The organism is Bradyrhizobium sp. SK17, from assembly GCF_002831585.1.
Lineage (GTDB): Bacteria > Pseudomonadota > Alphaproteobacteria > Rhizobiales > Xanthobacteraceae > Bradyrhizobium.
On the sequence record NZ_CP025114.1, the window covers coordinates 147,582 to 170,824 of the forward strand.

Genomic DNA, 23,243 nt, shown 5'->3' on the forward strand with positions numbered 1-23,243 from the left:
TTCCAATTCAATGGCTTCTTTTCTTGGGGCAACTTCCTGCCGCTCCGTCCAGCGGGCGGGTTGCGCTGTGGAGACGCCTTCGCGCTGCCGGTGCTGCCAGCGTGCTGAATGGGGCGTGGGTCCTACCTGTTACGGACGAGCACAAACTGCTTTATGCCCAGCTCGTCGAGATAGTACGCGCGCAGGGCGGCAGCGCCACCGTCTTTGCAACCACTGCAACCAGCGAAGAAGAAGAGCAAGCCATCGTTGCCCGGTTTCAGGCGGACCGAGCACGCGAATACGACGAGTTCTCCGAGCGCTCCGGCGAATTTTTTGCCGAGATCGAAAAGGAGACGCGTCGTCGGAAATTCACGTTTGCAGAACTTGAAGAGATCGAGGACGACCTCGACAAGCTTTCTGCGTGGCTCGCCAAGATCAAGGCGCGCGACTTTTTTCCCAATGCTCGGATACAGGCGGCGAAGGAAACGCTAGAAACCTGTGGCGCCACCTTGCGAACCTTTGCCGACGAGGTCTATGCGCAAGAGGGCGTTGTAGACGCGACTGAGGTCAGCACTGGTTCGCTGGATTCCGACATTCCGAATTCTTCTCTCAAGAAGCGCGAGAGACCCCGGCATGGCTGACCACGTTCTGACGACCTCGATGGCGCTTCGAAACCTGCCGCGCGGAATCTGGGCGCTCGGGTTCGTATCGATGTTCATGGACCTCTCATCCGAGATGATCCACGCTCTGCTTCCCGTCTATCTCGTCACCATGCTCGGAGCCTCGGCGCTCACGGTCGGGCTCATCGAGGGTCTTACCGAAGCGACGGCGATGATCACCAAAATCTTCTCCGGCGCGCTGTCTGATTGGTTGGGCCGCCGCAAGCTGCTGGCCGTTATCGGCTACGGGCTTGCCGCCCTTACCAAGCCAATCTTCCCGCTCGCGACTACGATTGAGTGGGTCGTGACTGCTCGCTTCCTCGACCGCGTGGGAAAGGGTATTCGCGGGGCACCGCGCGACGCGTTGGTGGCCGATCTCGCGCCCGCTCCGTTGCGAGGAGCAAGCTTCGGCTTGAGACAATCCCTCGACACGATCGGGGCCTTCCTCGGTCCCCTCGCCGCAATCGGGCTTATGCTTTTCACCGGCGATAATTACACCGCGGTGTTCTGGATCGCGGTCATCTCCGCGTTCATCGCGTTTGGCCTGATGGCGTTCGGGGTGAAGGAGCCGGAACGCGCCATTGACGCTGCGGCAAGACCCAAGCCGCACTTCGCCGATGTCTGGCGGCTCTCAGGGCCATTCTGGGCCGTGGTAGCGGTTGCGGTGGTGCTGACACTGGCCCGGTTCAGCGAAGCCTTTCTGGTTCTGCGGGCTCAGAATGTAGGTCTCGCGATTGCGATCGTACCCGTCGTCATGGTCGTTATGAACATTGCTTACGCATTCGCGGCTTACCCCGCCGGCGTACTGTCCGATCGGTTCGGGCGTCAGGGCGTCCTGATCGTCGGCGTCGCCACACTCGTGGTCGCCGATCTGCTCCTGGCACTCACGACGTCAGTGCCCATCCTTTTGTTCGGCGCGGTGTTTTGGGGCCTGCACATGGGCCTGACCCAAGGGCTGCTTGCAACGCTGGTGGCGGACACCGCGCCTGCCGATCTGCGCGGAACCGCGTTTGGAGTGTTCAACCTCGCGAGCGGGGTGGCCATGCTCGTCGCCAGCGTGGTCGCCGGAGCGCTCTGGGATGTCTACGGACCGATCGCGACTTTCCTGGCCGGCGCGACTTTCACCGCCATCGCTTTGGCCGGCCTGCTCGCTCTACGAAAGCAATTCCGGTTCAGACAACACTTCATCAGCTTAGAGCAATCGGAAACTGTCGATGGATGTGAGCATGGCCGGTAGCGAGCACAAGAATCCCAGTGGACCTAGGCGTCGAATCGTCCGGCTTCTGGCTATTCTGGCGGCGATCGGAGGTGTTGGCGTGCTTGTGGTCTGGGGTTTCCTCGCCGGACGCGGCGAGGCAACGATGGAAGCCGAGCGAGAACGTCCGGTCAAAGCGCCCTTACGCGTGTCGACCGACGGCCGGGGTCAGCCCGTCGTGACCCTCGACGCCGCAACGCGTAGGCAGAGCGGAGTCGATGTCACCAAACCAAAGCCGACGCAATACCAGGAGCAAGTCCGCGCCTACGGAACAGTGCTTGACCTCGACAAGCTGGTTACGCTGGACAACAATTATGTAACCGCCGTCGCCCAGCTTCAGAGCGCTCAGGCCAGGATCGTTGCATCGAAGGCGGCTTTCGAGCGCGCGCAGGCCCTTTCCAAGGACAACATCACAACTGTGGCGCAGCTACAATCGGCCCAGGCCACATTCGGTGCGGATCAAGCCGGAGTCGCAACGGCAGAAGCCCAGGTCAAAACGCTAAAAGCAACGGCGCTGCAGGAGTGGGGAACGGTCATCGGCAAGGCACTCATCGAGGGCGGCCCGCTGGTGACGCGTCTGATCGAACGTCAGACTTTCCTCCTCCAGATCACGCTGCCGCCTGGGACGTTCATAACGGCGGCACCGAAGGCGACGGTTCAATTCGGCGCAAGCGCCTCGCGCCATCAAGTCGATTTTGTCTCGCCCGCCACGCAAACGGACCCAAAGATCCAAGGCCTGAGTTTTTATTATGCGGCCGATGCCGCGAGCAATCTGTTGCCAGGAATGAACGTCCTTGCGTTCCTGCCGTCCGGTGCTCCCATCGATGGAATTGAAATTTCAGCCTCGGCCGTGGTGTGGTGGACGGGGCGGGCATGGATCTATCTGCGCACTGGCGCGGACACGTTCACGCGCCACGAAATTCCAACCGATATGCCCGCGCCCGGAGGCGGCTTCATCGTTTCCGTCAAGAGCCTCCCACCCACTCCGGAGATTGTGACCCAGGGAGCACAGATCTTGTTGTCCGAAGAATTCCGCGCGCAGATCCAGGTCGGCGAGGACAACAAATGACGCCGGCAACCCCCGGTCCCTCAGCCCCGTCGGGCTTGCAAGCGAATGTGATCGGCTTCGCGATCCGCTTCCGCGGCATCGTCGTGGCGTTGGCGTTGCTGCTGCTCGGCTACGGCATCCTCTCGGTTATTCGCGCGAAATATGACGTTTTCCCGGAGTTCGCACCGCCCCAGGTCGGCATCCAGACCGAGGCGCCCGGCCTTACGCCAGAACAGATCGAGGTCCTCGTCACCCAGCCGATCGAGAATGCCATCAATGGTGTCCCCGGCGTGCAATCGTTGCGGTCCACCTCGATCCAGGGGCTCTCCGTCATCACAGTTATCTTCGCGCCCGGAAGTGACATCTATCGGGATCGGCAAGTGGTGGCCGAGCGTCTGGCGGTCGCCGCACAACAGCTCCCGGCGGGGACGGGGCCGCCGGGAATGACGCCGCTGACCTCCTCGACGAGTACCATCCTTGTCGCCGGGCTCACCTCCGACACACACTCGCTGATGGATTTACGCACTATCGCCGATTGGACGCTGCGCCTGCGGCTTCTCGCCGTGCCGGGCGTCGCCAAGGTCGCGGTGTTCGGCGGCGATCTTCGTTCGCTTCAGGTTCAGGTCCATCCGGACCAGCTCATTCGCTATAATCTCACCCTCACCGACGTTCTGACCGCGGCGAAGAAGGCGACCGGCGTGCGCGGTGCGGGCTTTATCGACACAACCAATCAACGCATCGTCTTCCAGACCGAGGGCCAGTCACTCCAGGTGGAGGATGTTGCTCACACTGTTCTGCTGAACCAGGGCGCTTCGAGCGTGCTTCTCGGCGACGTCGCCGAGGTGGTCTATGCGCCGGAGCCGCCGATCGGCGGCGCGACGATTATGGGCCAGCCCGGCGTAATGTTGAATGTCTCGGGGCAATACGGGGCCAATACGGTCGAGGTGACCCAGCGCGTCGAAGAGGCGCTGGCGAGCTTGCGGCCGGGGCTGGAGAAGGCCGGTATTAAATTTCACGGCGATCTTTTTCGCCCGGCCAACTTCATCGATACGGCCACCAACAATGTCCGGGACTCGCTGGTTCTTGGTGGCATCCTCGTCATTGTGGTGCTGTTTCTGTTCCTGTTCGATCTACGCAGCGCAGCGATCGCCTGCACGGCGATCCCGCTGTCGCTGCTTGCCGCCGTCATTATCCTCGACGCTTTGGGGCAGAGCCTGAACACAATGACCTTGGGCGGGCTCGCGATCGCCATCGGCGAAGTGGTTGATGATGCGGTAATCGGCGTTGAGAACATCGTCCGGCGTTTACGCGAGAACAGGCGTTTGCCGGAACCTCGACCGGTGGGCCGGGTCGTACTCGACGCCTCGCTCGAAGTGCGCGGCGCTGTCATTTATGCGACCTTCGCGGTTATCCTTGTCTTCTTGCCCGTGCTGACGTTGCCAGGTCTCGCCGGCCGGTTCTTTGCGCCGCTCGGCATGGCCTATATCTTCGCCATTCTCGCATCGCTTGTCGTGGCACTGACGGTGACGCCGGCGCTCTCGATGCTGCTGCTCACCGGCCGCGGACGAGGAGGCGAAGGCGCGGGTGCGGTCGCGCATGATAGAGAGCCGCCCGTCGTTCGCTGGACGCGCGGGCGTTATGAGCGAATTTTGCGCGGTATCGCCATCCATCCGCGGACGGCGATCGCCGCCGCTCTGGTTTTTACCGTGGCCGGTTGTGCCGCCCTTCCGTTCTTTGGTAGCGCCTTCCTGCCCGAACTCAAGGAAGGGCATTTCATTCTTCACATGTCGGCTGTGCCCGGCACCTCGATTGCCGAATCCGAGCGCCTCGGCGCGCTTGTGACCAAGGCTCTGATCGCTCTGCCGGTGGTGCGCTCGGTCGCCCAGCACATCGGCCGCGCCGAGAAAGCCGACGACACCGCAGGCACGCATGAAAGCGAGTTCGAAGTCGACCTCAAATCCGGATTATCGGGCGACCAGACGGAAGGAGCGCAGGCCGACGTACATAAAGCGCTCCGCGGGTTCGCGGGAGTCAATTTCGCGGTAACGCCATTCCTGACCGAGCGCGTAGAGGAAACCTTGTCGGGCTACACGGCTGCCGTCGTCGTCAACATCTTCGGCGACGATCTCGACACGCTCGATCGCGCGGCACGGGACGTCGCGCGTACCGTTGGGGGTATCCAGGGTGCGGCGGACGTGCAATTGCAATCGCCGCCTGGCATGCCGCAGTTGACCATTCGACTCCGGAAAAAGGACGTGGAGCGCTGGGGCTTCGATGCGGTGGACGTCCTCGATTTGGTCCGCACCGCCTATCAGGGCGATGTTGTGGGCCAGAGCTATGATGGCAACCGGGTTTTCAACGTCATCACGGTGCTTGACGCCGAGAGCCGCAATAGTATCACCAAGGTCGGTGACCTCGCGCTACGCGCCCCGAGCGGCAGCTATGTGCTTCTCAAGCAAATCGCGGACATATACGAAACCGCCGGGCGCTATCAGGTATCTCATCTCGGCGGCCGACGTCTCCAAACGGTGACGGCGAACGTTGCCGGCCGTGACGTCGCCTCGTTCGTGCGGGATGCTCAGGCCGCGGTCTCTGCCAACGTAGAACTCCCGAGCGGGGGCTACGTGGAATTCGCCGGTTCGGCGCAGGCGCAGGCGCAATCCCGGCGCGACCTGCTGATTCATTCGTCGATCGCCGCAATCGGCGTGGTGCTGCTGCTGTCGATCGTAACGCGCAACTGGCGAAACCTGCTGCTCGTTCTCGTCAATCTGCCCTTCGCGCTCGTTGGTGGCGTGCTGGCGGTATTTGCGACCGGAGGCGTACTCTCACTCGGTTCGATGGTTGGTTTCGTGACACTGTTCGGAATCACGCTGCGCAACTCGATCATGATGATCTCCCACTATGAGCATCTGGTCGAAACTGACGGCATGCTTTGGGGTCTCGAAGCTGCAATCAAAGGCGCCGGCGACCGGCTGACGCCGATCCTGATGACCTCGCTCGTTACTGCGCTCGGTCTCCTGCCTCTCGTGATCGGAATGGGAGATCCAGGCCGTGAGATAGAAGGCCCCATGGCGCTCGTGATCCTGGGAGGCCTGCTGACCTCGATGGCCCTGAATTTGCTTGTCTTACCCACCCTAGCCCTGCGCTTCGGGCGGTTCGAGTCGGCCGTCGATGAACTCGGCGGCGGTTCGCCTGAATTGGCGAAACAAAACTCGAGCTAATATCTTACCAGTACCCGCAGCCGAATGTTTCCGGAACGAGCGAACTCATCGGCCATCTGGTGCTCTCGACCCCCGCAATGAGCGCGATCGATGCATTGTCGAGCCACGTCGAGCCGGATGAAAAGGCCAAACATTCCGGCGGCTACCCGTCCTCTGAATATAACGACAATATCGACGCGATCCGAACGAGGTCACGTTTCGGTCATCACACCCATCCTCCGACCGTTCGCAAACCCGTGCGACGGCGGCGTGGAGCGTCGACCGCTCTTCTAGGAACTTTATGCTTTCACTGGGACGATGGCCGGACGGCGCGTCGAGCATCGAACTCGGATCGATCGTTGACCGATTTGGTCGGAGCGACTAGTGTTGGAGTACAGATGGGGATGGAGTCCCCCGATACCCGCCCGTCGTGGGCTGATGACTCCTGCTGGGATGGGGCTGCAAAGCTCCGTCATGGCGGGAGCTTTGTTTAACCCGCCATAGGCGGGTTTTTTGTTGCCCTTCGATGATTGCAAGGGCAGCCGCATGGACATTCTTACCAGGCAATTGCGCGAATGGCTTAAATTGATCGCGGGCGATGGCTTTGCCGCGTCAATTCTTGCTGCCGTCGCCGCGGTCTGTTTTCTCGCGTTCGGATTGGGCGTGGCCTACGACCTCGTCGGCGGCCTGCTTGTCCTCGGACTAGTCACCGCTATCTTCGAAGCGCGGTCGCGCGCGAAGAATCGAAGATAGCGCGATGCAAGCGTATCTGATCGTGTTCCTTGGCGCTGGCATCGGCGGTGCTTTCCGACATGGAGTCAACGTCTGGTCCGCTCGCGTCTTCGGTCTGAATTTTCCCTACGGCACATTGATCGTCAACATCGTGGGGTCGCTGGCGATGGGTTTGATCGCCGGCTATTTCATGGCGAGCGGAAGCGCCTCCCAGCACTGGCGGTTGTTTCTCGCGACCGGCATTCTTGGCGGCTTCACTACCTTTTCGTCGTTCTCGCTCGACGTCGCCCTGCTTTATGAGCGCGGCGAGTTGGTGGTCCTCGCCTTTTACGTTCTGGCTTCGGTGTTGGCGTCTGCTACGGCGTTGTTCATCGGACTCTGGGCGACGCGGAGTTTAATTTCTTGAAAGGGTTACATCGGCAAAGGCATGTCGCGAGGGACGCCGTTTGGCCGACGCAAAGGAGCGCGCATGTCCTTTGACAATCCTGCTACGCAGCCATCGATCGACCGGCGTCTCGTCCTCGTCCGGCACGGCCAAAGCGAGGGAAATCTGAAGAACATCTTCACTGGCTCGCGCGATCTCGGTCTGACGGAACAGGGAATTGCCGAAGCCGGCAGTGTTGCGCAACGGTTGCAAGCGTTGGATGTTCGGTTCGATATCGCCTTCACCTCAAGGCTTCGACGGGCATGGCAATCGTGTTCGATCGTCCTGGAGAACATGGGACAAGCCAATGTCCGGCAGTGTCGCAATGCCGCACTCAACGAGCGAGACTACGGCGATCTCACTGGTCTGAACAAGGATGAGGCTCGAACGCGTTGGGGCGACGATCAAGTTCATCTGTGGCGCCGCTCGTATGATGTGTCGCCGCCGGGCGGAGAGAGCCTGAAGGATACGTCCGCACGGGTATTGCCATTCTTCATCCAAACGATCTTGCCCGCAGTCATGCGCGGCGACAGGACGTTAGTGGTTGCCCACGGGAATAGTCTGCGCTCCCTGGTCATGGTTCTGGACAGATTGTCGCCCGAAACAGTCACCTCGGTCGAGTTTGCGACCGGCGATATTCATCTTTATCGCCTCGCTGCCGATACGACCGTCGCGCAAAGGCAAGTCTCACTGGCATCAGGTGAAACATGACATTTCCCACATTCGTACCGGCAATACCGATCCAATGCTTCGCCCTCGATGCCATCGAGAAGAGCGCGACCGCTTTCGGCAAGCCCGTTTTGCTGATTCACGGCGACAATCATTACTTTTCCATCGAGCCGCTGAAGAACGGCAAGGGCCGCCCAACCCCAGGCGTCAACAACAGCGATACCCTGGTTCACGGGTTTCGTGCGCTGCGCGATCCCGATCCACCCGGCGTATCCGGATTCGCGCCGCTCATCATTCCAGAGAACGGCTTCGGGTGCACCAAAGTGAACTGCGGGCGAAATGGCATCCATCGGCGTCATCATCCGTTCGGAATTGCTCGTCGGAGAGCAGCCGCATGAAGAATTTTGTCAGTCCATCTTTCTTTCGGCTGTTCGATCTTTTGATGAGCACCCACAATCCGGGTTCGAAGCGATCGCATTGGACGTTGGACGGCGTCGAGTGCGCGAGAGAGAGGCACAGTTATAGCGGCCCGACGAATGGCTTCGTTGTCGAAGCTTTTACTCTTAGCGGTCCGGTCGTCGGGGATGGATGCTCATGGTCGTGAAGGAATACTGGTGGATGGGCGAAGCCGCCAAAGCGATAAAAACCATCCGGTGGGCGCGCCCGATCAGCGGCAGGCGGCTCGATGCCATCGCATGGTTTCGTAATCAGGAGGTCGAGCTCGATCGCGCGGCGCCTCCGATAGCACATATTGGAAACTCGCAATGACCGAAGGAACGGCGAACGACCGAGGTCGCCAATCAAATGTCGGGAGGTCCTGTCTCGCTTTCTTTGCGACAACGAACCGGTTTTTGAAGTCTCACCCGATTGGCCGCGCCGTGACATATACGACAAATGCGCTTCTCATCTGCGTTGGTCTTGCCGGCGGGTGGGCCATCGGCCTGCAACTGGTTGGGAATATTCACGTCGTCGAACCCGGGGTGCTTTACCGCTCCGCCCAGTTGAACGGGCAGAAGTTGGCCGATGTGATGGCTGCCTACGGCATCAAGTCGGTGATCAACCTGCGCGGAAAAAATAGCGGGTCTTGGTGGTACGACAACGAAGTGGAGGTGACGACCGCGCATGGAGCCTCTCATCTGGACGTTCGAATGTCGGCCTTACGGGACCCGGAGGACGCGACGATCGCCCAACTGATTGAGACGATGCGCACCGCCCCTCGGCCGATGCTGATCCACTGTCAAAGCGGGGCCGATCGGACCGGATTGGCCGCAGCTTTGTTTGAGCGTTTTGTCGAAAGGCGCCCTACCGATATTGCAGCTCATCAAATTTCCTTCCGGTACGGGCATTTTCCGTGGCTCGGAAGCCGGTCAATTGCCATGGACCGAACATATTGGAAGCTTTCGACCGGTGGCTTGCCGAAGACTGAGTAATGTATCGAAAGCGACCCGAAAGAAACGAGCAAACGACAGGAAAGATGATTGCTGAGATCGAAGTTTTTGAACGGCTGGCACCTGCCCGTGACGAGCGTTATCTCAAAACGCTTCATCGATCAGCGACGCGGCGGGGGAAAATCCCCTTGGGCAAACGGAGGGCATGTAGCAAAAATTCGTAAGACCGCTCTATCAGCGGCAGAATACGGTCTGCAACGTGAAGATGAACAGCCCATGCCACAGCAGCACCTGTGGCCGCGACAACGGCGGATCCGACCATATCGAGAGGAAAGTGAACGCCCACGTAGATTCGAGCCAAGGCCGTCGCAAGACCGGCGAGAACCAATACCCATCCCCACCCGCGCTGTACTCGCGTGACGAGGAGACCGAAGCCGAAGGTCCAAAGGAATGTGGTGTGATCGCTCGGAAAAGAGCTGTCGGGCGAGTGGGCGAGAAGGGTGTGGCCCAAGCCTATCGCGAAGGGGCGTGGATGATACCAGAGAAGGCCAATGGTCCAGCTCAGTACAAACGCGGTCAGGAGCCCGGTCCCGATCGAAATCAACGCATCCCGTTGGTCGCGCACGCCTCGAATCCACAAGCATACCGCCAGAACGGCGGCCACATAAACGAGATATTCCGCGGCTACCTTGGCGAACGCTATCGTTACGACATTCGCTGAAGCCGGGGCATTGAGGGCCAGAAAAAGTGCGGTATTCCAGGTTTCCATCGTTCTCTCAGCAATACGTCCGCATCGGCGCGGGAGGAAGGTTAGGACCATCGCGTCTGAATTGGGCGCGGTCGGGGCGGAAACAAAATCGACACTCAATGTTGGCGCTTTCAACGCAGACCCACCATTCTGCGGAAAGATAGGTCGTCCCATTTTCCGTATTCGGCAAGTGTCGGTTTCCTTCACGGAGGATTCGCTCGCCGACAATGATACAATACTCGGTGTACCTAAATTCATCTTGCATCACCGGTTCGCGTCGGTGCGCTGTCTCAAATTCTCATCGGAAGAAGTAACATGATCGTTAATTGGGCGCATGCTTGGCCGCCGGCGATTGCCGCATTTCTGGCCTCACTCGTCGAGTTCGTCGAAGCTCTGACCGTGGTTCTGGCCGTGGGCGCGGTCCGCGGCTGGAGCGGTGCACTGATCGGAAGTGGGGCCGCGCTTGGCGTGCTGCTGGCCATCGTCGTGGCTATCGGTCCGGCGCTCACGCGTATCCCGCTGGATGTCGTCCAGCTCGCCGTCGGACTGCTTCTGCTCCTCTTCGGAATGCGATGGCTGCGCAAGGCAATCCTGCGTTCGGCCGGAGTTATTCCTTTGCATGACGAGAACGCGATCTATTCCAGGCAAACGGAATCGCTGCGCAAGCTCGCGCAGCGTGGGCGAGGATGGGACAAGGTCGCCATCGCAACAGCTTTCAAAATCACGATGCTCGAGGGCACAGAGGTAGTCTTCATTGTTATCGCTGTCGGTTCCGGCGGCGTGGGCTTGCTTGTTCCGGCGAGCGTGGGGGCGCTGGCCGCGCTGCTTGTCGTCGTCCTGCTTGGCTTTGTCGTTCACAAACCTTTGGCATCCATTCCGGAGAATACCTTGAAGTTCATGGTCGGTGTATTGCTCTCCGCCTTTGGGGCTTTCTGGGTTGGCGAAGGCATGGGACTTCGATGGCCGGGGCAGGACTGGTCGATCCTTGGTCTCGTCGCTGGCTTTCTGATCATCGCATTGATCGCAACCTCGCTTTGCCGGGCCCGGTTTGCCGCGCGCGATGCCGCGAAACGATAGGAGCTCATGCATGCGCTGGTTCAAGACGATCATTCTGGAGCTTTACGGCCTGTTCGTGGATGACGGCAGCTTTGCAATCACAATCGTTGTATGGCTTGGCGTCGCGTGGCTTGTGCTGCCATGGCTGATTCCGGGCTCGGCCTGGGGCGGCGCAATCCTGTTCGCCGGTCTTGCCGTGATTCTCACCGAGAGTGTCTGGCGGCATCGGACGTAGGTGGATCTCCTCCGACACGACCGATCCTATCGACCGTCTGACGACCACCTTCGGAATACGATCAAGGCTATGTTTCCCGTTTTTGGTCATCGGAATGCGATGCGGTGAAGCGAACACCGATACGCTTCTCCTTGCGCCAGATAACCCGGCACTGATGCGCGCCGTTCTCCATTACCAGGGAAAAGACGTCAGGAATTCCGATGGGTGATGTCACGTCAAGCTAGGCGCCGTACTCGGAAAGATTTCGAATTGAGCAACTGATCGCACCTCCACCAAAGGAGACCCCGCGACGCGGTGTTGAACGATGTTCCTCCATTTGAGAACTCCATGATGTAGTCTTCAACCAACGCCTAATCTCAGGGACGCGGCGAAAATGCCGCGGGATGCGGTCCCGGCCGCTGCGGAATAACGAGGATACAAACGGTAATGACAACGATGAGGGCCGCCGAGACGGAAAAATCTCCAATGGCAAGCCCCCGGCGGCGATCGGCTTGTCAAGTGAGTTGGCGATCGTGGCGCCCAGCGGGCGCGTCAGGATGAAAGCGGCCCAGAACAACGTGGTGCGAGACATCGTCGTAAAGAAGTAAAGAACAGCGACGATTGCCAAGACGACGGCGATCACAAGCGCACTGCCGTTGTAACCGAGCCCGGTGTCATCTGCCATCCAGTCGCCGAGCGCCGTGCCGAGGGTCTGCGAGAACATGATGGTCGCCCAGTAGAACGCTTCGACTTTGGGCGACGTAACGGTTTCGACGGAGACGGAGCCGAGCGACCAGTACCACAAGCCCAGTGTCGCCATGACCATCGTGAAGAGCGACAGGGAGCCGCCGAGATAGCCAATGCCGAGCGAACGATCGACCAAGTCGGCAAGCGTCGTTCCGGCGAGCGTGGTCGCCGTGATGGCGGCCCAGTACAGGAAGGGCTGAAATCGCTTCGCCCTAATCTGAGCACTCACGGCCGCAATCAATACGGTGGCAAAGATTGCAGTGCCGATCAGATAACCGAGACCCAACGTCAATGTTACCGCGTTGCCGCCCACCTCGCCCAGGGTGGTCGCGAATATCTTGATGACCCAGAATCCGAGCGTGATTGCCGGCACCTTGCTGGCTTCTGTGCTGACGATTCTGTACATGCGGCTTTCTCCGAACAACGATTGCTGATTGAACGACAAATTGACAAATTGAACATGGGAGCCGCTCTCCGACGGCTACGGATCCTGCATCGCTCGACGCGCCACGCTTGAAAATTTGCGAACGCTCATGAGGATCGCCATCGCTTGCCGACGCAGTAGCGTCATGCCGGATGCTTGCCCGCGCGCTGCGGCAACAGGATCAGGCACGCAAGGATGAAGGCTGCGATCACCGCCGATGCGAGCGGTCTGCTGAGACTGAGACCCCCGGCAGCGACCGGTTTATCGAGGAAGTCGCCGACCGTCGCGCCGAGCGGACGGGTCAGAATGAAGGCCGCCCAGAACAGCAGCACCCGCGACACGTTTGTGCGATAATAGAGTGCGACAACGACGGCCAGCCCGGCCGCAAAGACGAGAGCGCCCCCTTCATAACCAAGGCCGCCGGTGTCGGCCAGCCAGTCGCCGAGCGCAGTGCCGAGGGTTTGCGAGAACGTGATCGCTCCCCAGTAAAACGCCTCGACCTTCGGCGTAGAGACAGTGTTGACCGATACCGTTCCCTCCGACCAATACCAAAGCCCGAGGACGCTCACGAGGCAGAGAAACAGCAGCGATGAGCCGCCGGTATAACCGATCCCGAGCGATCGGTCGGCGAAGTCGGCCATCGTGGTGCCAAAGGTGGTCGAGGCCACGATGGTCGCCCAGTAGAGAAACGGGTGAAAGCGCTTCGCGACGATCTGTGCGATCACGAACGCGATGAGCAGCACCGCGAACAAGGCTGTTCCCGCCAAATAACCCCAGTTCAGCGTCATGGTGACGGTGTCACCGCCGGTCTCGCCGAGCGTTGTGGCAAGAATTTTGATGATCCAGAAGCCGAGCGTGACTTCAGGGACTTTGCTCAATGCGAATTTCTGGGCTGGGGTCATGATTGCATTTCCGTTATGTAGCCGGCCACCCGGCGCGTGCGAGGACGCACCGGGTTTGTTCGTGGGACCATGCTGCGGGTCAGTCCGGATGAGGACCTTCTGTCTTGTTTTCGAGCACCTTGCCGCTCGCGGCATCGACGCCGACTTCCTGCGTCCGCGAGCCGTTCTTGATGTCGAACGAATAACGCAGGCCGCTGCCTCCGGATTCGCGCTCAAGCTCTTCGTCGGTGACTTTCCCGGGATGGGCCTTGAGGGCGGTTTCCCGGGCCTGCGTAATGGTGACCTTCGCTTGACCGGCAAGCTTTTGACCGGTGTAGGCCAGCGCTGGCGCCGCGAGCGCCAGCAAGATACCTGCGGCGCCCAAGGCGCCCAGGCGATACGGGGTAGTCCTGATCATGTGTCTCTCCAATTCGCCCCCGCTTGCGAACGGATGCGCGACGCGTCGGCGACGGCCCGCTCCGATGAGATGACCATGGCCCCGGAGACTGAGGACAAAATGAGCCTGGGTGGGGCGAGAAGAAAAAAGAGCGCTATGCCGGTAATGTGACGCGCGCGAGAACGCCGGCGGCCCCGTCGGGGCGATTCTCGACGGTCAGGACAAGACCGTTGCGCTCGGCAATTCGCCGCGCGATCGCCAGCCCCAGACCGGTTCCCTCGACGTCCGGCGGCGACGCGCGATAGAACCGATCGAAGATGCGGGAAACGGCGCCGGGCGGCAAACCGGTACCCGTATCCAGAACCTCGACAACGCTTCGCCCGTCGCGCAGAGTCAGGGAAACGTCCACCTGCCCGCCGGAGGGCGTGTACCGCACGGCGTTATCGATCAGGTTTGCGAATAGAACGCGCAATTCCTCGACCGAACCATGCAGCGTCGCGGACGTCTCCATCCGGGCCCCGAGATCGATGCCCTTGTGTTCGGCCAGCACCACATGATCGCCGACGCAGTCGAGCAGCAGCGGACCCACCTCAACCGTTTCGCTGAGGGGTGCTACGGGTTCATCGAGGCGAGCCAGTCGCAGCAGTTGACCGACGAGGGCGCTCGCGCGCCTTACGCCCTGCGCAAGTGCCGCCTTGCCAGCCTCGAATTCCGCTCCGACCGAACCGGAACTGTTGATCTTGAGGTTATCTACCTGGATTTGCATCGCGGCGAGCGGGGTGCGGAGTTCATGCGCCGCGTCGGAGAGAAACCGCTTCTGCGCTTCGACGGCGGCGCGCAGGCGCTCGATCAGGCCGTTCATGCTTTCGACCAGAGGCGCCACTTCGACCGGAATTCCGGTGAGGGGAATGGCTGCGGCCGCTACCGCACTTCGATTGGCGATATCTCGCGCCAAGGTGTCCAACCGTCCAAGCATCCGGTTCAGCGCCCAGCCGACGACGAGCCAGGACAGCGGTATGACGATCAGGATCGGCGCCGCGGCCCCCACGGCGGCGCTTCGGGCAAACTCCTGACGAACCTTGTCGCGCTGCGCGACCAGCACGGTCCAGGTGTCGTTGTCCGTTGAATAAACCCGCCAAGGTTCGCCGGCGATGACGACATTTTCAAAGCCAGGTTTCCTCGGCCGCGCGATATTGAGACCGCGAAGCGTGGTATGGACAACGACGCCACCCTTCCAGATCGTTACCGCAATCTGATCTTCCGGATCCTGATCGCTGGCCGGCGGCGCGTCAGCATCGGGAAGACCCAAACCGGCGTTGAGTGCAACCTGGCGTAGCTGCCCGTCAAGAAAATCAGCGGCTTCGTCACGCGCAAGCTTGTAGGCGAGCAACATCGCGGCGGCGCCGACCAAGGTCAGAAGAACGGTCATCGAGACAAGGGTTGCTCGCCGGAGCGATACCGTCGTCATGATTTTTGTACCATCCAGCCCGCCCCCCTCACATTGAAGATGATGTCCTTCCCAAACTTGCGCCGTATCGAGTAGATCAGGGCATCGACCGCGTTGCTTTCCACCTCTTCTCCCCAGCCGTAAATACGCTCCTCCACCTGCGCGCGGGAAAGAATACGACCCGGGCGCTCCATCAAGGCGTGCATCAAAGCGTACTCGCGGGCAGGCAATACCTGCACGATGTCGGCATGCGACAACTCATGGGTCTCGGTGTTGAGCTCAATCGTGCCCGTCACCAGATAGGATGTCGCGCTGCCCGCCCGACGGCGAAGGACCGCGCGCATTCTGGCGAGCAACTCCCGTGTCTCGAACGGTTTGACGAGATAGTCGTCCGCGCCGAGATCGAGCCCGGCCACCCGAGAATCAAGCCCTTCGCGCGCCGTGATGATCAGCACAGGTGTATCGAACCCCCGGCTCCGCGCCGCCTTCAAAAGATCGAGACCTTCAACGCCAGGCAGCCCGAGGTCGAGCAGCACAATCGCATGTCCGCCATCGGCGAGCGCGGCTTCCGCCTCTCCGCCGGCGCGCACCCAATCTACCGACATGCCTTCCTCCGCAAGCGTCCGGGAAAGGCCCTCGCCGATCATCGCGTCGTCTTCCAAGAGCAGAACGCGCATCGCCAATTCACTCACATCCCGGGGCAAAAGGCCACGCTACTTAGGGAAACCGCCGCGCCCACTCGATGGCTTTTCCATTACAATAGAATGGTGCCAATCTTCGGTCCAAGACTTGTGCGCGAACAGGACGTGGTTCATTCGCTCGGACGTCGCTTTATCCTGACGCCCTTGACAGTCTCATCTTACAAACCATGAGGTCGATTGAATCGAGCCCATTTAGAACGTCCATCGGACCTTTCACAGCTTTAATCTTTGCGTAGCATTTCTTGCTCTTATCAACATCTTAAAACTTTTTGCGCTCAGCGCATTCCCGACGCTTACGGTACAGCACTGTCGAACCGATGGCAGCGCAGCTCTGCGGATTTCCGCCAGCTCTTGAGTGTGCCCTAGAGCTGGCGATCAATTTGTGTCGTCGCCAACGCGCGGCGTTTATGGGAGACACGTCTCTGACGGATAGTCATTGTATATGGCCTGCATCAGCGCAGAGCCGCGAGACGAGACGACATAGAGGTTTTCGCTTGCTTCGATATTCAGTGCAGGCGCACAAACATCACGCTCGGATCAATTGCAATGTCATTGAGTACGGTTATGTTCTTCGGAAAGTGCTGAATTGGAATCGCTGCGTTGCACCGCGCGGCGTGATATGTTCATGCGGCTGGGTGGCGATTAATTCAAATTCCGGTCCAATCTCTTCTGACAGACCTGCCGCATCATAACGAATGACTGGTAAACCACTGCATCGCTCCGGGCCGTCTAGAGCAAACGTTCCAATGATAATGTGGCCGCCTGATCTGAGTGCCGTTTTGAGTCGGCGCGTGTAGGCGATGCGATCGGCAGCCTCCGTGAGAAAATGAAACGCTGCGCGATCGTGCCAAATATCGTAATTTTCTGACGGCTCCCATTTTGTCACATCCACCGTCACCCATTCGAGCACTGTTACACGCTCGAACCCGTTGGCAATCAGACCATCAACAACACGTGACGCACCTCCTCCGATATCCACGATGGCTGAGGCCGAAGTTACTCCAGCGAGCTTAATCAGTTCGAGCGATAGAGCCGGGTTCTCCTGAAACCAGCTACCCGCATTCTCACCCTTGCTGGTATAGACTTCATCCCAATGCGCTTGACGATTCTCGTCGCTCATGAAAACTCCCATTCATCACCGGTGATGTAAGGTTGACCCAAAATGGTTACGCCCCCGATACTCGACAATAAGCACGCCTCGTCGCCGTCAGTATTCGTACCTTCGACGCTGCTGCGCGAGGCAAGACGCCAAAAGAATATAGCAGCGGTTCAGGTGCCCTCGGTATGTCTACTGGACCCCGATGGAGACCTCGTGCGTGTCCTACGCGAGACGGGGCGAGCCAAGCCATTTGCAGGTTGGCCCTGTTACCATACCGAGCTCGACACATTCCTGCTTGCGGGGCAGCAGGTAGGAATTATTGGCCGCGTTGTGGGAGCCCCATTCGCGGTGCTCGTGGCAGAAGAATTGTTCGCAAGTGGTTGCCGTTTGCTAGTGAGCCTAACGTCGGCGGGCCAGATCCTGCCATCAAAAACTCCGCCGTATTTTGTCATTATTGATCGAGCGCTCCGCGATGAGGGAACGAGCTATCACTATGCGACCCCTTCTGAATTTGCAGAGGCCGATCCGCAGATGGTGAAAGTGGCGGCCGATGCGATACTCGAAACAACGCTGCAGGCGGTCGTTGGCTCAAGCTGGACGACGGACGCCCCGTTTCGCGAAACCGCTGAAGCTATTGAAGCTGCACGCGAGAAGGGGATCCTTGCCGTCGAGATGGAGGCCGCAGCGCTTTACACTTTCGCCCGGATTGCGGGTGTTCGGCTGCTATGTTTGGCCCATGTCACTAATACTATGGGACAGACTGACGATGACTTCGAAAAGGGAGAGGCTGATGGCACGCGTGACGCGCTCAATATGCTGGGCGCGGTTGTAGGCGCCTTGCTCGCGTATTGAGTTTCAAAATTTCTCGAAGTGATCTTTAGATTCTTTAATCGACCCGTTCCTGGTGTCAGGAATATCGCCGTTCTGCATCGCTTCGTGCGTCTACTGTCAATGTCGCTTAGCTCAATCGAAGCACATCAAATCTTCGGCGACTTTGGTAGGTCCATCGTAATGTTGTCGTATGATGGCAAGATTTTCCTGTAGCGGGCCAAGGCTGCGCGCCATGTTGTGCGACAATACGAGTTGAGCCACGCCGCTCTTGGCGGCGAGTAATCCGATTTCACTCGGCCTCGCATGCAACTGACGCGAAACCGGGTCCGCCATTTCTGGCACAGCGTGATCCATTACGAGGATGTCTGCACCCTTGATCATGGCGGCGAAAGCGGAATTGTCGCCATTCTGGTCACCGGCGAAGGCAATGCGGCGACCGCGGACCTCGACCAAATAACCAAGTGCGGGGACCGGGCCATGTTTGACGCCGATGGCCGTCAATTTGAACCGGTCGTTTCCAAAGGCAGCTTTTGGCGTCGCCGCGGCGGCATTCATTTCGATGATATCAGCGCGAACCATCCCTCCGCTCCCGTCGAGATAACCCGACAGATATCGGAACGCCCCTCGTTTTGGATCGAACAGCGCGCGCATAAATTCCTTCATGCCGGGAAATGCACTGCCGCCGCTGGGGCCGACGATCGGTAACGGGCGCTGCCGCTCACCGAAAAAGCCGCTCTTGAGCAGTGCCGGAAGGTCGGAGACGTGATCGGCATGCAGATGCGTGATGGCGATGGCATCGAGCGACTCGAACTTTGCTTTGGCCTCGCCGAAACGCAGGAAAACGCCTCCCCCAGCATCGACCAGAAGCCGCGCTTCGCCATCCACCCACAACAGATACCCTGAACTCGCCCGGGCGTCGTTTGAGTCCGGGCCGCCCGAGCCGAGAACCTGAACAGCGACAGGTGCGGAACACGCGGCGAAGGCTTTGAGCGGAACTGCCAGCGCTAGAATTGTGGCGACGGCCGCCAGGCGCCGCCGCCATCGCGAGCCCGACTGACGCCGCCTCCTGCGTTCCGTTGCCGATCGGCACGCCGCGGCAACTGCGCCGCTCATCAATAAGTCGCGGCGAGATAGTCCACGATTTTGCCAACGTCGGCATCTTCAATCGGCGCGCCGTAGACCTTTATCATTTTTGTCACCTCCGCCTGCCAAAAATCCTTCTTGAACTTTGGACCCTGCGGTTGGGTCTTAACGTAGTCAGCGGAGTGGCAGGCCGTGCAGTTGTTCTGGACAACTTCTAGGTTGGGACCAGGCTTAAACGCCGCAGTCTCATCGGGAAGCTTGTAAGATACGGGCTTGGCGCTGACCACAGCAAGACCGGAACCGGCAACGGCGAGTGCAACGACGCCTGCGAACGTGAGTGCTAATCGCTTCATGGTCATCATCCTCAAGCCGCCGTGACGCGGACGGTCTCGACCACGTTGCGCAGATAGCCCGCTGGATTCCAGAGCGCTTCCATCGGTTGCGTCTTGCCGTCGTTGCTGGTTGCACGAACCTTTAACTCATGCGCTCCTGCGGCCAATTTCACCGGCAACCGCCATTCGCGGAATGAGTATTTGCCAAGGTCCTTGTCCAGCGTTCCCGTTGTCCATGTCTTGCCTCCGTCGATCGAGACTTCCACCATCTTGATGCCCGTGCCGCCGTCGAACGCGATACCCTTCAGCGGCGTTTCCGCGCCAGCTTTTACCTTGGCTCCATCGGCGACATTCGTGATGAACGATCGCACCGTGAACTTGTTGATGGGGATCGTCGCCTTCGGCGCCGTGCCAGGCTCGACACAACCGCAGTCGGTATCGGGGATGCGATAAGCGGTCTTCATCCAGAAGCCGTCGAACACGTTATCGACGACGTTAATTTCGTTGAGGTGCTTGACCCAATAGGTGCCGTAGTATCCCGGCACGATCAGCCGCAGCGGAAATCCATTTAGTACAGGCAAATCCTGGCCGTTCATGGCATAGGCCAGCATCACCTCGCCGTCGCGGGCATGGTCAATCTCGAGCGCCTTGGCAAAGTCCGGGGTCTTGTCGCTCACAGGCCCATCCATGCCGCCGAACACGACTTGCTTGGCGCCTGACTGGACACCGGCCTTGTCGAGCACCGTCTTGAGCGGTACGCCTTTCCAGCGCGCATTGCCCATGGCCCCATTACCAAGCTGACCACCGGCGACGCGCGGGTTGAAAAACCCGCGGCTGTTGCCGGAGCATTGATTGACCGCAATCAATTCCATCGCCGGCATTTTTTTGATGTCGGCAAGCGACAGCTTCATTGGCTTGTCGATCTTGCCCTTGATATCGACGGAAAATTTGTCGGGATCGATATCCAGCGGCACATCGGCCAGGTGGTACCGCACGAAGAACGCGTCGTTCGGCGTGATGATATTTTCATTGAACACGGAAAACGGTGTTTCAAGCTGGGGCGGCCGGCTGGTGAGGCCGATCATCGTGCGCTTCTGAGGATATTTGACGAGCGGCCGCTCGCCATTCTCGAACGGCAGCGTCACAGTTTCGGCTGCGAAGCTTGCGAGCGACGATCCACCGATCATGCCGCTTCCGGCCAGCAAAGCCGCTCCGCCCTTGAGGGCGGTCCTTCGGTTCATCATTAGTCTCTCCCAGGGGACATATTCCCGCCAAGGAGATGAAACGCATCACTGGCCCAATTTATTCCAAAGTTTTTTGCCTAGACCCGACAGGCGGTTCCGGTCCGTGTTACATTCCGCAATGCGGTACGAATGCCGTCATCGACGATCTGGCCGGGGTCGACAAGCCGTGCGACAGCTTCGGCAAGACGATCAATACGGGTGGGGTCCATTCCCTTGGCTATCAAAGCGTAGCCCGCCACCCGATCGCGCCACGCACGCACGCGAAAATCTCCCGCATCGAGCGACTTCGGCGCCGACTCAAGGCCTGCTGGCGGAGTACCGATCCAGAAGCCGACCATGCAGCCATGCGGGCCGCGATAGCCCAGGAACGCTGTCTCGCCGCCGATTGATGAGGGCATCTGTGCGACGTAAACCAGCTTGAGTTGGGCATCGGAAAGGTCCAGCGGACGGGCCGCTGCGGCAGCGTCAATTGTCACGATGGTTCGATCGTCGGGATTATTCCGCGAAGCGGATGCAAGCCATTGCTGTTGCGCGGCCAACGCGCCGTCCAGCCAGGCTTGAGCCGCTTTCGGAGCAGGGTGAGAATGGATCAACAGACCGGCAGCCAAGACCGCGACAAGGCTCGCAGCGGCGGCGTAGATGCGCCACGCCGCAAACCGGCGGCCCTGCAATCCGATTGGAAGCGGAGGCAGTTGACCTGCGGAAAATTCAAGCTGGTGCACGCTCGCTTTCAATTTCGACAACGTTGCGACCCGCGCCGCTAGCGTTGCGTCTTGTGCAACGGCCGCAGCCACCTTTGCCGACATGAAACGGTCGAGTTCGCCGTCCACATAAGCGTTCAGCAAGTCCCAGCTCATCTCGATATCATCTGTCGTCATTTCTGCTGGCTTCGCAACGACCGCATCGGCCTCAAGTTATCTTCTGCAACGATTTCCAGTAATGCTAACCGCGCGCGACTCAAACGGCTCATGACAGTCCCGACAGGGATATCGAGCACCGTAGAAACATCGGCATACTGGAAACCCCAGATATCGACCAGTTCAATAATTTCACGGTAGGCCGGATCGATCTTACCCAGCCCTTGCCTAATGGTGATCTCCGCAATCACCCGATCGTCATATCCCCATCCTCCGTTTTGGAATTCGTCAGCGAACGCGTCATCGGCGCGGACCTTCTTACGCCGGTATTGGTCTATCGAGGCATTTCTGACAATTTTGAAAAGCCAGGCGCGAGCGGCTTCAGGGTCATCCGGAGCATTTTTGCTTGCGAGAGCATTAAGCGCGCTCTGCTGAATCAAATCGCGTGCGTTGTCGGTATCGCCGGTCAAACTCAATGCATAGCCGAACAAACGGCTCCAATTCAGCTCAAGAGCGGCTTCCACGGTGCGTCTCGACTTGCGCATGCCGGCCAGCCTAATGAACTTTCGCCACCTTGCCAAATGGCCGGCGTGTCGCCTTCATCCTTCTGCCAAGCAGAAATCTCCAATGTTACCTGACGTTTAATCACGATGTTTTCATCCTGGCCTAAACGCTATCCGTCATTCGCCAGAGCGGTGTTGTGCGGAGGCTGATACATTGCACTCCGGCAAGCGGATCAGTGGATCCGAGAGTGCCAACGCAAGGAGGGTTCGACGTGATATCGAAAAGCATGGTTATCGCAGCAGGCCTGATAGCAATATCGTCTACGTTCGCCTTCGCAGACGATGGTTTGATCACAAAGCCAAGCAAATACTCCGTCAAAGACACTATCGAGAAGTTTGAAGCCGCCATCAAGGCGAAGGCTGCGGGAGGATGGGTTATCTTCAGTCGCATCGACCACGCCGCCGCGGCAAAGGAAGCCGGATTGGAAATGCGTCCGCGAACCGTCATCGTTTTCGGCAATCCAAAAGCTGGAACGCCTCCGATGACCAAGAGCGCCACGCTCGCCATTGACCTGCCGATGAAGGCGTTGGTCTGGCAAGACGATCAGGACAAGGTCTGGCTGACGTATAATTCCAGCGAGTACGGCGCAAAGGTGATCTCTCCTCGCCATGGTCTCGCCGTTCCGGAGGAAGCCGCCAAGAGACTCGAGAAATTCCTTGCCGAGGCCAGCGACCAGAGCACGCAATAACAAATTGATTCCGCTTCTTTCCGGACATTGCTTTGAATCGCCGGCCCACAAGCTTACGATGCGGGCGACGACAGCGCTTCCAAAATTGGACAAGGAACGGACTCGCCCGGCGCGCAGGCTTTCGCCAACGCCGCCAGCGCTTTTTCCAGCTTTTTGAGACTCCCAATTTTCCCGCGTACATCGTCCAGATGACGCGCGGTCAATTCTTTTGCAGCGGTCGTACACATCGTGCCGCTGTCCGCCAACTGCAGCAATTTCCGTATATCGTTCAGAGAAAAGCCAAGCTCGCGGCTGCGCCGGACGAATGAAAGCCGCTGTACGTGCTGCTGTTCATAAGCTCGATGCCCCCCTCTTGTGCGGGGTGGGACAGCGATAAGCCCTTCGCGCTCGTAGTAGCGGATCGTTTCAATGTTGGTGCCAGTTTCTCCGGCGAGACCACCGATCAACATCGGTCCAGCAGACTTTTTGCTCATTCCTCAAAATCCCCTTGTATCTGTAGTTGCTACAGGTTCTAGGATAACATCGAGTCAAAACCTAGTGGCTCGACAAGGAGAAAAAAATGATCGTTCGGTTGAT

At 59.3% G+C, this 23,243-nt stretch carries 26 protein-coding genes, 2 pseudogenes and 1 riboswitch; of the genes and pseudogenes, 14 read left to right on the plus strand and 14 right to left on the minus strand.

From position 1 onward, the window contains the following. Positions 1 to 23: 23 nt before the first annotated feature. The 10 genes from CWS35_RS37995 (at position 24) to CWS35_RS38040 (ending at position 9,396) form a co-directional block, all read left to right on the plus strand. Positions 24 to 620, plus strand: coding sequence for a Chromate resistance protein ChrB (locus CWS35_RS37995; RefSeq protein ID WP_145987133.1), 597 nt, complete (start codon positions 24 to 26; stop codon positions 618 to 620). After that, the gene (locus CWS35_RS38000) at positions 613 to 1,875 is read left to right on the plus strand and encodes an MFS transporter (RefSeq protein ID WP_100554924.1); all 1,263 of its coding nucleotides are present in this window, start codon (positions 613 to 615) and stop codon (positions 1,873 to 1,875) included. The genes CWS35_RS37995 and CWS35_RS38000 overlap by 8 nt, the downstream gene beginning before the upstream one ends. After that, a complete protein-coding gene (locus CWS35_RS38005; protein WP_100554925.1) occupies positions 1,865 to 2,962 on the plus strand; it encodes a multidrug transporter in 1,098 nt (365 codons plus the stop codon). Before CWS35_RS38000 ends, CWS35_RS38005 begins: the two co-directional genes overlap by 11 nt. Then, complete coding sequence (locus CWS35_RS38010) at positions 2,959 to 6,162, plus strand: efflux RND transporter permease subunit (RefSeq protein ID WP_100554926.1); 3,204 nt, start codon at positions 2,959 to 2,961, stop codon at positions 6,160 to 6,162. Before CWS35_RS38005 ends, CWS35_RS38010 begins: the two co-directional genes overlap by 4 nt. Positions 6,163 to 6,532: 370 nt before the next feature. Then, positions 6,533 to 6,596: riboswitch (Fluoride riboswitch) on the plus strand. A gap of 91 nt (positions 6,597 to 6,687) precedes the next feature. Then, positions 6,688 to 6,894, plus strand: coding sequence for a hypothetical protein (locus tag CWS35_RS38015; RefSeq protein WP_042002409.1), 207 nt, complete (start codon positions 6,688 to 6,690; stop codon positions 6,892 to 6,894). 4 nt (positions 6,895 to 6,898) lie between these two features. After that, a complete protein-coding gene (gene crcB, locus CWS35_RS38020) occupies positions 6,899 to 7,279 on the plus strand; it encodes a fluoride efflux transporter CrcB (protein WP_100554927.1) in 381 nt (126 codons plus the stop codon). Between the two features lie 96 nt (positions 7,280 to 7,375). Further along, positions 7,376 to 8,008 carry a 2,3-bisphosphoglycerate-dependent phosphoglycerate mutase gene (locus tag CWS35_RS38025; protein ID WP_100554972.1) on the plus strand — a complete coding sequence of 211 codons (633 nt, stop codon included), beginning with the start codon at positions 7,376 to 7,378 and terminating at the stop codon, positions 8,006 to 8,008. After that, positions 8,005 to 8,364, plus strand: a complete 360-nt coding sequence (locus CWS35_RS38030) for a hypothetical protein (RefSeq protein WP_100554928.1) — start codon at positions 8,005 to 8,007, stop codon at positions 8,362 to 8,364. The genes CWS35_RS38025 and CWS35_RS38030 overlap by 4 nt, the downstream gene beginning before the upstream one ends. A 196-nt stretch (positions 8,365 to 8,560) precedes the next feature. Next, entirely contained in the window at positions 8,561 to 8,734 is a 174-nt protein-coding gene (locus tag CWS35_RS38035; protein WP_154696383.1) for a hypothetical protein, read from the plus strand. Further along, positions 8,731 to 9,396: a dual specificity protein phosphatase family protein gene (locus CWS35_RS38040; RefSeq protein ID WP_100554930.1), complete on the plus strand. Its 666-nt coding sequence runs from the start codon at positions 8,731 to 8,733 to the stop codon at positions 9,394 to 9,396. The genes CWS35_RS38035 and CWS35_RS38040 overlap by 4 nt, the downstream gene beginning before the upstream one ends. 112 nt (positions 9,397 to 9,508) lie before the next feature. Here CWS35_RS38040 and CWS35_RS38045 read toward each other — a convergent pair whose 3' ends face one another. Further along, a complete protein-coding gene (locus tag CWS35_RS38045; protein ID WP_157817364.1) occupies positions 9,509 to 10,123 on the minus strand; it encodes an undecaprenyl-diphosphatase in 615 nt (204 codons plus the stop codon). A 294-nt stretch (positions 10,124 to 10,417) separates the two neighbouring features. Between CWS35_RS38045 and CWS35_RS38050 the strand changes: the two genes are divergently transcribed. After that, on the plus strand, positions 10,418 to 11,179 hold the full coding sequence (locus CWS35_RS38050) for a COG4280 domain-containing protein (protein ID WP_100554932.1): 762 nt from the start codon (positions 10,418 to 10,420) through the stop codon (positions 11,177 to 11,179). Between the two features lie 10 nt (positions 11,180 to 11,189). After that, a complete protein-coding gene (locus tag CWS35_RS38055) occupies positions 11,190 to 11,393 on the plus strand; it encodes a hypothetical protein (RefSeq protein WP_100554933.1) in 204 nt (67 codons plus the stop codon). A 67-nt stretch (positions 11,394 to 11,460) separates the two neighbouring features. On the opposite strand, the pseudogene CWS35_RS38060 reads toward CWS35_RS38055, so the two are convergent. The 7 genes and pseudogenes from CWS35_RS38060 to CWS35_RS38090 all read right to left on the minus strand — a co-directional run bounded on the left by CWS35_RS38060 (position 11,461) and on the right by CWS35_RS38090 (position 17,089). Beyond that, positions 11,461 to 11,709, minus strand: a pseudogene (locus CWS35_RS38060) (PilZ domain-containing protein). A gap of 40 nt (positions 11,710 to 11,749) precedes the next feature. Beyond that, a pseudogene (locus tag CWS35_RS38065) lies at positions 11,750 to 12,525 on the minus strand (hypothetical protein). Positions 12,526 to 12,686: 161 nt separating this feature from the next. After that, complete coding sequence (locus CWS35_RS38070; RefSeq protein WP_042002414.1) at positions 12,687 to 13,445, minus strand: membrane protein; 759 nt, start codon at positions 13,443 to 13,445, stop codon at positions 12,687 to 12,689. 79 nt (positions 13,446 to 13,524) lie between these two features. Next, a complete protein-coding gene (locus CWS35_RS38075) occupies positions 13,525 to 13,842 on the minus strand; it encodes a PepSY domain-containing protein (RefSeq protein ID WP_100554935.1) in 318 nt (105 codons plus the stop codon). Positions 13,843 to 13,975: 133 nt separating this feature from the next. After that, positions 13,976 to 15,289, minus strand: a complete 1,314-nt coding sequence (locus CWS35_RS38080) for an ATP-binding protein (protein ID WP_100554936.1) — start codon at positions 15,287 to 15,289, stop codon at positions 13,976 to 13,978. Continuing rightward, positions 15,286 to 15,945 (minus strand): response regulator transcription factor, encoded by a 660-nt coding sequence (locus CWS35_RS38085; protein WP_100554937.1) that lies wholly within the window; start codon positions 15,943 to 15,945, stop codon positions 15,286 to 15,288. Before CWS35_RS38085 ends, CWS35_RS38080 begins: the two co-directional genes overlap by 4 nt. 586 nt (positions 15,946 to 16,531) lie before the next feature. Continuing rightward, positions 16,532 to 17,089 (minus strand): SAM-dependent methyltransferase, encoded by a 558-nt coding sequence (locus tag CWS35_RS38090; protein ID WP_100554973.1) that lies wholly within the window; start codon positions 17,087 to 17,089, stop codon positions 16,532 to 16,534. A gap of 192 nt (positions 17,090 to 17,281) precedes the next feature. Between CWS35_RS38090 and CWS35_RS38095 the strand changes: the two genes are divergently transcribed. Continuing rightward, positions 17,282 to 17,920: a nucleoside phosphorylase gene (locus tag CWS35_RS38095; RefSeq protein WP_310473110.1), complete on the plus strand. Its 639-nt coding sequence runs from the start codon at positions 17,282 to 17,284 to the stop codon at positions 17,918 to 17,920. A 111-nt stretch (positions 17,921 to 18,031) separates the two neighbouring features. On the opposite strand, the gene CWS35_RS38100 is transcribed toward CWS35_RS38095, so the two are convergent. The 5 genes from CWS35_RS38100 to CWS35_RS38120 form a co-directional block, all read right to left on the minus strand. After that, positions 18,032 to 19,012 (minus strand): MBL fold metallo-hydrolase, encoded by a 981-nt coding sequence (locus CWS35_RS38100; RefSeq protein ID WP_100554939.1) that lies wholly within the window; start codon positions 19,010 to 19,012, stop codon positions 18,032 to 18,034. Continuing rightward, positions 19,012 to 19,335: a sulfite:cytochrome C oxidoreductase subunit B gene (locus tag CWS35_RS38105; protein WP_100554974.1), complete on the minus strand. Its 324-nt coding sequence runs from the start codon at positions 19,333 to 19,335 to the stop codon at positions 19,012 to 19,014. Before CWS35_RS38105 ends, CWS35_RS38100 begins: the two co-directional genes overlap by 1 nt. An 11-nt stretch (positions 19,336 to 19,346) precedes the next feature. Continuing rightward, positions 19,347 to 20,558, minus strand: a complete 1,212-nt coding sequence (locus CWS35_RS38110; RefSeq protein WP_100554940.1) for a molybdopterin-dependent oxidoreductase — start codon at positions 20,556 to 20,558, stop codon at positions 19,347 to 19,349. 77 nt (positions 20,559 to 20,635) lie between these two features. Then, positions 20,636 to 21,436: an anti-sigma factor gene (locus CWS35_RS38115; RefSeq protein ID WP_100554941.1), complete on the minus strand. Its 801-nt coding sequence runs from the start codon at positions 21,434 to 21,436 to the stop codon at positions 20,636 to 20,638. Beyond that, positions 21,433 to 21,939, minus strand: a complete 507-nt coding sequence (locus CWS35_RS38120) for an RNA polymerase sigma factor (RefSeq protein ID WP_245439168.1) — start codon at positions 21,937 to 21,939, stop codon at positions 21,433 to 21,435. The genes CWS35_RS38115 and CWS35_RS38120 overlap by 4 nt, the downstream gene beginning before the upstream one ends. A gap of 251 nt (positions 21,940 to 22,190) precedes the next feature. Between CWS35_RS38120 and CWS35_RS38125 the strand changes: the two genes are divergently transcribed. Continuing rightward, complete coding sequence (locus tag CWS35_RS38125; RefSeq protein WP_244626181.1) at positions 22,191 to 22,667, plus strand: DUF302 domain-containing protein; 477 nt, start codon at positions 22,191 to 22,193, stop codon at positions 22,665 to 22,667. A 53-nt stretch (positions 22,668 to 22,720) separates the two neighbouring features. Here CWS35_RS38125 and CWS35_RS38130 read toward each other — a convergent pair whose 3' ends face one another. Then, positions 22,721 to 23,140, minus strand: a complete 420-nt coding sequence (locus CWS35_RS38130; RefSeq protein WP_100554944.1) for a MerR family transcriptional regulator — start codon at positions 23,138 to 23,140, stop codon at positions 22,721 to 22,723. Positions 23,141 to 23,243: the final 103 nt, after the last annotated feature.

Excerpts from the sequence above, each read along its gene's own strand:
- CWS35_RS38000 (WP_100554924.1), top strand. The coding sequence starts at position 613 with ATGGCTGACCACGTTCTGACGACCTCGATGGCGCTTCGAAACCTGCCG.
- CWS35_RS38005 (WP_100554925.1), top strand. The coding sequence starts at position 1,865 with ATGGCCGGTAGCGAGCACAAGAATCCCAGTGGACCTAGGCGTCGAATC.
- CWS35_RS38010 (WP_100554926.1), top strand. The coding sequence starts at position 2,959 with ATGACGCCGGCAACCCCCGGTCCCTCAGCCCCGTCGGGCTTGCAAGCG.
- CWS35_RS38015 (WP_042002409.1), top strand. The coding sequence starts at position 6,688 with ATGGACATTCTTACCAGGCAATTGCGCGAATGGCTTAAATTGATCGCG.
- crcB (WP_100554927.1), top strand. The coding sequence starts at position 6,899 with ATGCAAGCGTATCTGATCGTGTTCCTTGGCGCTGGCATCGGCGGTGCT.
- CWS35_RS38030 (WP_100554928.1), top strand. The coding sequence starts at position 8,005 with ATGACATTTCCCACATTCGTACCGGCAATACCGATCCAATGCTTCGCC.
- CWS35_RS38035 (WP_154696383.1), top strand. The coding sequence starts at position 8,561 with ATGGTCGTGAAGGAATACTGGTGGATGGGCGAAGCCGCCAAAGCGATA.
- CWS35_RS38040 (WP_100554930.1), top strand. The coding sequence starts at position 8,731 with ATGACCGAAGGAACGGCGAACGACCGAGGTCGCCAATCAAATGTCGGG.
- CWS35_RS38045 (WP_157817364.1), bottom strand. The coding sequence starts at position 10,123 with ATGGAAACCTGGAATACCGCACTTTTTCTGGCCCTCAATGCCCCGGCT.
- CWS35_RS38050 (WP_100554932.1), top strand. The coding sequence starts at position 10,418 with ATGATCGTTAATTGGGCGCATGCTTGGCCGCCGGCGATTGCCGCATTT.
- CWS35_RS38055 (WP_100554933.1), top strand. The coding sequence starts at position 11,190 with ATGCGCTGGTTCAAGACGATCATTCTGGAGCTTTACGGCCTGTTCGTG.
- CWS35_RS38070 (WP_042002414.1), bottom strand. The coding sequence starts at position 13,445 with ATGACCCCAGCCCAGAAATTCGCATTGAGCAAAGTCCCTGAAGTCACG.
- CWS35_RS38075 (WP_100554935.1), bottom strand. The coding sequence starts at position 13,842 with ATGATCAGGACTACCCCGTATCGCCTGGGCGCCTTGGGCGCCGCAGGT.
- CWS35_RS38080 (WP_100554936.1), bottom strand. The coding sequence starts at position 15,289 with ATGACGACGGTATCGCTCCGGCGAGCAACCCTTGTCTCGATGACCGTT.
- CWS35_RS38085 (WP_100554937.1), bottom strand. The coding sequence starts at position 15,945 with ATGCGCGTTCTGCTCTTGGAAGACGACGCGATGATCGGCGAGGGCCTT.
- CWS35_RS38090 (WP_100554973.1), bottom strand. The coding sequence starts at position 17,089 with ATGAGCGACGAGAATCGTCAAGCGCATTGGGATGAAGTCTATACCAGC.
- CWS35_RS38100 (WP_100554939.1), bottom strand. The coding sequence starts at position 19,012 with ATGAGCGGCGCAGTTGCCGCGGCGTGCCGATCGGCAACGGAACGCAGG.
- CWS35_RS38105 (WP_100554974.1), bottom strand. The coding sequence starts at position 19,335 with ATGAAGCGATTAGCACTCACGTTCGCAGGCGTCGTTGCACTCGCCGTT.
- CWS35_RS38110 (WP_100554940.1), bottom strand. The coding sequence starts at position 20,558 with ATGATGAACCGAAGGACCGCCCTCAAGGGCGGAGCGGCTTTGCTGGCC.
- CWS35_RS38115 (WP_100554941.1), bottom strand. The coding sequence starts at position 21,436 with ATGACGACAGATGATATCGAGATGAGCTGGGACTTGCTGAACGCTTAT.
- CWS35_RS38130 (WP_100554944.1), bottom strand. The coding sequence starts at position 23,140 with ATGAGCAAAAAGTCTGCTGGACCGATGTTGATCGGTGGTCTCGCCGGA.